Source organism: Nitrosomonas communis, from assembly GCF_900114745.1.
Taxonomy (GTDB): Bacteria; Pseudomonadota; Gammaproteobacteria; order Burkholderiales; family Nitrosomonadaceae; genus Nitrosomonas; species Nitrosomonas communis_A.
This window is the reverse complement of sequence record NZ_FOUB01000121.1, coordinates 1-5,042: the sequence shown is the minus strand read 5'-3', so window position 1 is coordinate 5,042 and position 5,042 is coordinate 1. Positions and strand designations below refer to the sequence as shown.

The following is a 5,042-nucleotide window of genomic DNA, read 5'->3' as shown; positions in this document are numbered from 1 at the left end:
ATCTTACCTGAAAGCCTGATGAGAACATCGTGTTCGATATCAGACCCATCAATAGTGATAGAGCCAAATTTGGTACCGTCAATTCTAGGATTCATGAGGGTGCTCCTGAGGGACGCTCCGTTATTCTATGGGCGACGTATGTGTGCAACGATATGCCTACACATAGGCGGTTTCCGCAGTACGCTGCTTGCGCCTCCAAGCAAATCACGCCCATGCGCTGTTCATTCAGCCCGAGTTCGATCGTGTCGCGTTTCCAGCCAAACACCCGCTTCGCCTGGCGGGGATTGCCCCGGCAATATTCCAACGTCATCGCCACCTGAAAGGACCGGCGTTCCGGCCCGAGTATTTTCGAACTTGCTCGTCTCAGGTCTTCGTTTTGGGAGGTGCTCAGGGGCGCAACAGTCGTGGCGGAGGCGGACAGCATGGTCAAGCTAAGTGGTTAAACAAGTGGAAGCCCAATTCTACCTCAATGAGAATGGCCTTTTTCGGAAATCACCTTAGTTCTGTTCTGCTATTTATTCTCTCAGAAAATCGATCGAAATTCTCGTTGATTATTATGGAATGTCAACAGAACCTAAACAACAACTAAAAATACTGAAATATGGACTCAAATTTAAGCTGATCTACTACAGTTTTATATATGTGAACTATTTGTGAAATTTTTCTTCAAATTTGTAAAATATTTGTTAATATATTGTGAATTTTTTGTGAAGTATTTGCTTTAATATTTTGGCTAACATTTTTTAAATTAATTTATTGGAGAGTTACAAATTAGAATGAACCAAGTTGGCAGTAGCGCAGTAATAATTCTTGGTCTTGTTTTACTTAGTGTTCTGGCCTCAATAGGTTTGATTTTATTGGTAGATATGCCTACAGGTGCATTATTCTTTATGGGATATTTGATAATTGCTACAGTTAGTGGCATTTTCAAAAATAAAGGATGCTCTTCTCCTAGAGCTGTATCCTAAGTTACCTTAGTTGTGTAGCCTAAGTTAACTTAAACTCTGACAAGACCAATATTAATTCTAGTATTGGTCTTTTTTTATATAAGATTGTTAAATAAGGAGTTTATCTGCTCAAAAATAGCAGGAAAGTGTGGTTGCATGCCAAAGGCATTGTGCGGATGGTGCTGGCAATGAGTCCGAAGTCGATCGCAAAGCAGAGGAGGCCCCGGTATGAGCGATATTAGAATCCACAAAACAGGCGAGCCGGATATTATCCAGGCAAGTGATGGCAGAATAACACTCTCTGTACCAATCCAGATCAAACGCCGCAGTGGGCGCAAACTGGTTACATTGCCAAACGGCGAAACTGCAAAGGCACGGACTTGGAACACTGCGGCAATACCGCTACAGTTGGCGTGTTGGCTAGAGGTCACCGCTGGCTTGCTATGTTGGAGTCGGGGGAAGCAAAGTCACTCAGGCAGATCGCGGTCCGAGAAGGTGTAGACAGCAGTTATGTGAGTCGGATGATCAACTTGACAACACTTGCGCCGGACATAGTGGCAGCTAGTCTAAATGATGAACTGCCGAATGATTTAACGCTGCTAGATCTGGCGGTGGATCCGCCATTCATGTGGGAGGAGCAGGAGAGGATCAAAGGTGCTTGATCTATATTAGCTTTTGCGGCTCTTCTTGGATGCTAATCAGTAGCATCACTTTTTCTAACTTGTAAAGATGACAAACTGAGATTCGCCAGCTGTTAGAAACGAATGCCATTAGACAAGTTTGTTTACCGAACTGCCCAATTAATCGGGTTATCTGCTGTTGCGACAAACCTGTTCTGCGTTAGAGATAATACAACACCACGCCTTTGTCGTACTGAGACAGCCTAGCATAGCCAGTCTGTTAACTAACGCTATATAAAGATGAAGCTGTTGTATTCGTTCTCAATAGGAAAAAGATCATAAAGTTAACCGACCTGAATATCAGCATTTGCATACTTGATATATTTTTTCTTTGGAGAAGCAAAAAAATAAGCAAAAGTTAGTGGCCCTACACGCCCAATAATCATCAAAAAAATTATTACGATCTGCCCTGTTATACTTAATTGGTTAGTTAATCCCCTAGACAATCCAACGGTGCTTAGCGCTGATACAACTTCAAAAACGATATCAATAAATTGTGCATTTTCAGTAAGTGTCAGGATAAATATACCTATAAATATCATAATAATTGATACGATGGCCAATGCAAGTGCTCTCATAACCTGTGTTGGCGGTACGGTACGCTGAAGAATTACAACATCGTCTCTTCGTCGTAAAAAAGCATAAGTTGCCATTATGAGAACAACAAAAGTGCCAATTTTTGTCCACTGGCTGTACTTAACGATCCTCCACCAATATACATCAATAAAATCATGAGAGTCGTTGTGGCTTGAGTTAATTCTTCTATCGGCACAGTATTAAAACCTGCAGTTCTAGGGGATACCGCTTGAAACCAGGCTGTTAATGCTTGATCAGAGATAGATAACTGACCAAGGGTGGCAGGACTTTTGACTTCAAGGATCCATATGAGCGTGAATGCACATAAATTGATTATGAACGTGCTCAATAATACAATTTTGGTATTAACATTGAGCTTATGCCAACTTTTCTGTTTTTTTATATCAATTAAGACTAAGAAACCTATGCCTCCAATAATAACAAGTGCAGTGATCACTAAATTAATTGATAAGTTATTAAAGTAAGGAGTTAGGCTATTGCTGCTTAAAGCAAAACCAGCATTATTGAATGCGGAAATTGTGTAAAAAAAAGCCTGATGGATGGCTGTGCTTAACCCCAGCTCATTAAACCAGGTTAAAACAAGCAATATGAAGCCAGTAAGCTCTATAAACAGGGAATAAATCAGCACATATTTTGCAATATAACTAACTTTTTCCAGGTTGGTTTGGTTAAATGCTTCTTGTACAACTACCTGCTGACCAATCCCTAATTTTGCGCCTAGGCTTACTGCCGCAACAATAGCAAAAGTCATAAACCCCAAGCCTCCTGCTTGAATCAGCAGCGCAATGACAATTTGCCCAAACAAGGTGAAATGGGTGCCGGTGTCGAGTAAAACTAATCCTGTGACTGTTACAGCGGAGGTTGCTGTAAAAATTGACTGCAACCAACTAGTTTCACTATGCGAAGCGATAGGAAGTTTCAGTAAAACAGTACCAATAGCAATCAGCAATGCAAAGCCTAGAAATAAAACTGCCGGTGGGCTGAGGTTGAGTAAATTCTTTTTTGCGGCGGTAATATGTTTGTAAGGTAGTACATGAGGGTCCCACGGCTTCACTATTGCTATAACCTCGGAGCAATTGAGGCAAGAATATCCAATGAACCGGATAGCACCAGAGAATCATTCAATTCCAAAATAAAATCTGGTTCAATGGGTTTTATAGTTTCTCTTTTTCTTCGTACTAATAATGGGTCGATAGAATCACGAACATCTTTTAATAAGTCTTGGATAGAAATACCGTGACATTTCTCTGCTATTTTTATTTCAACTACATATAAGTTGTAGCCAATGGGCATATAATGATTAACCATTGGATAATTAAGTGATTGTGCTACTTTCATACCCATTTCTTCTTCGGGATGCACAATGCGAGAAATTCCAATTTTTGAGAGTATAGTATGCTGCGGCTTGGAAGAAGCTTTGGCCCATATCTCACTAATTCCCATATTTTTTAGCAACAGCACACAAAGTATACTGGCTTCCAGACTTTCGCCAATTGCTACGATAGTTGCATCACAATTGGAGATATTTAAATCTTTAAGAGCATTCTCATCAGTAGCATCTGCTATTGCTGCGAGAGTCAATTGATCTGCCAGCTTGTTTACAATTTTTGCATCAATGTCAATTCCAATGACCGAATGACCAAATCGCATCAGCTCTAATGAGGCTGCCGAACCAAACCTGCCCAATCCTATTACTGCGAATTGTCTAAGTTGGTTTTTCATATTTCTTAGAATTTATAAATTAAATTATTGAAGTGCCTTACAGTTCCGTGACTAATAATTCTATTTGCCGTGTCAAGATGGCATGGAGTTGAAAATAGAAGAAATTTTTCAATCGTATTAGCTTCGCTTTCTCATGGATTCCATATATTAGTCTGGTGTAATCAATTTATGTTTTTCTTATACATAAAAGTGAAGAAATTGTGCTTGATATTAGCTTTTCTTATTTTGAATATGATGCCCTTTTAATTTTAAATAAAACTGTTAACGGCAAAATCTATAATTTTACCATCACCTGGAAATAAGCGTCTGGTATGGCTGATGCCAAACGACTAAACTGGGCGGATAAAGTCAAGGAGACCTTTGCATAGATGGTTTTTAGATAACTAGTATTGTTAAGTAGTTGTTTTATTAGCCGCATATGCAGAGAAAAATTCTAAAAATGCAGTTATGCGGAGATCTTCTGGTCTGATTATTGCTGGTCACAAACCTTCAAAGCTTAGGAATGAGGAATGAATTGAGAATAACCCGGTGAGTAGCGTGAACAACCCACCGGATTGCAAGGATTATGATAAGTATCAATACAGCAATAATTAGAATTACCTTGATACAAATATTTTATCGGTTGGGCAGGAAAAAGCTTTAGAGTATATTTTTGCAGCACTGCAAATAAGCTTTACCCCCACTCAAGAGATAGCTGTTATCTACAGCCTTATCCACGGAAAATGTAAGAACCTAATGAATTTGGCTATCTATATCGCTTGACCTGCAAGTCATTCTTGACAGATTTCACACCCTCAACCATACGCGCAACTTCGCCCGCTATCAATGTCGGCCCGGGAACTGACGAAGCCACTCACTTGAACGACACCTTTTGAAGTGAGGTGTGTTGTCAAATATGGAGTCCATATAATTAAGCAGCGAGTAGATTTGCATAGTATCGCTGTGTAAATTCTGCGGGCGATAGGTAGTCCAATTTTTCCTGTTTGCGCTGCCGGTTATAAATGACGTGGTCAAGTAAAATCGGACACCTCAGTTAAGCTGCTTTTATCGATTTTGCTGCATCTGCTTCATATTGATTCGGACTTTTGTAACCCAG

The 5,042-nt window shown here is 40.0% G+C and carries 6 protein-coding genes; 3 read left to right on the top strand and 3 right to left on the bottom strand.

The features are described from left to right. Positions 1-776: 776 nt before the first annotated feature. From BM122_RS20155 to BM122_RS25635, 3 genes are all read left to right on the top strand, one after another. Entirely contained in the window at positions 777-968 is a 192-nt protein-coding gene (locus BM122_RS20155) for a hypothetical protein (RefSeq protein ID WP_074907332.1), read from the top strand. 207 nt (positions 969-1,175) lie between these two features. After that, positions 1,176-1,448 (top strand): hypothetical protein, encoded by a 273-nt coding sequence (locus tag BM122_RS25640; RefSeq protein ID WP_256212254.1) that lies wholly within the window; start codon positions 1,176-1,178, stop codon positions 1,446-1,448. A gap of 20 nt (positions 1,449-1,468) precedes the next feature. Beyond that, the gene (locus BM122_RS25635; protein ID WP_256212253.1) at positions 1,469-1,609 is read left to right on the top strand and encodes a hypothetical protein; all 141 of its coding nucleotides are present in this window, start codon (positions 1,469-1,471) and stop codon (positions 1,607-1,609) included. 302 nt (positions 1,610-1,911) lie between these two features. Here the strand turns inward: BM122_RS25635 and BM122_RS24575 are convergent, their stop codons facing one another. Genes BM122_RS24575 through BM122_RS20140 form a run of 3 tightly spaced genes read right to left on the bottom strand, consistent with a single transcriptional unit; the run spans position 1,912 to position 3,946 of the window. Next, the gene (locus BM122_RS24575) at positions 1,912-2,280 is read right to left on the bottom strand and encodes a potassium transporter TrkG (protein WP_218152189.1); all 369 of its coding nucleotides are present in this window, start codon (positions 2,278-2,280) and stop codon (positions 1,912-1,914) included. Then, positions 2,280-3,278 carry a TrkH family potassium uptake protein gene (locus BM122_RS20145; protein WP_218152188.1) on the bottom strand — a complete coding sequence of 333 codons (999 nt, stop codon included), beginning with the start codon at positions 3,276-3,278 and terminating at the stop codon, positions 2,280-2,282. Before BM122_RS20145 ends, BM122_RS24575 begins: the two co-directional genes overlap by 1 nt. A gap of 5 nt (positions 3,279-3,283) precedes the next feature. Next, positions 3,284-3,946, bottom strand: coding sequence for a potassium channel family protein (locus tag BM122_RS20140; RefSeq protein ID WP_074907330.1), 663 nt, complete (start codon positions 3,944-3,946; stop codon positions 3,284-3,286). Between the last annotated feature and the right edge of the window lie 1,096 nt (positions 3,947-5,042).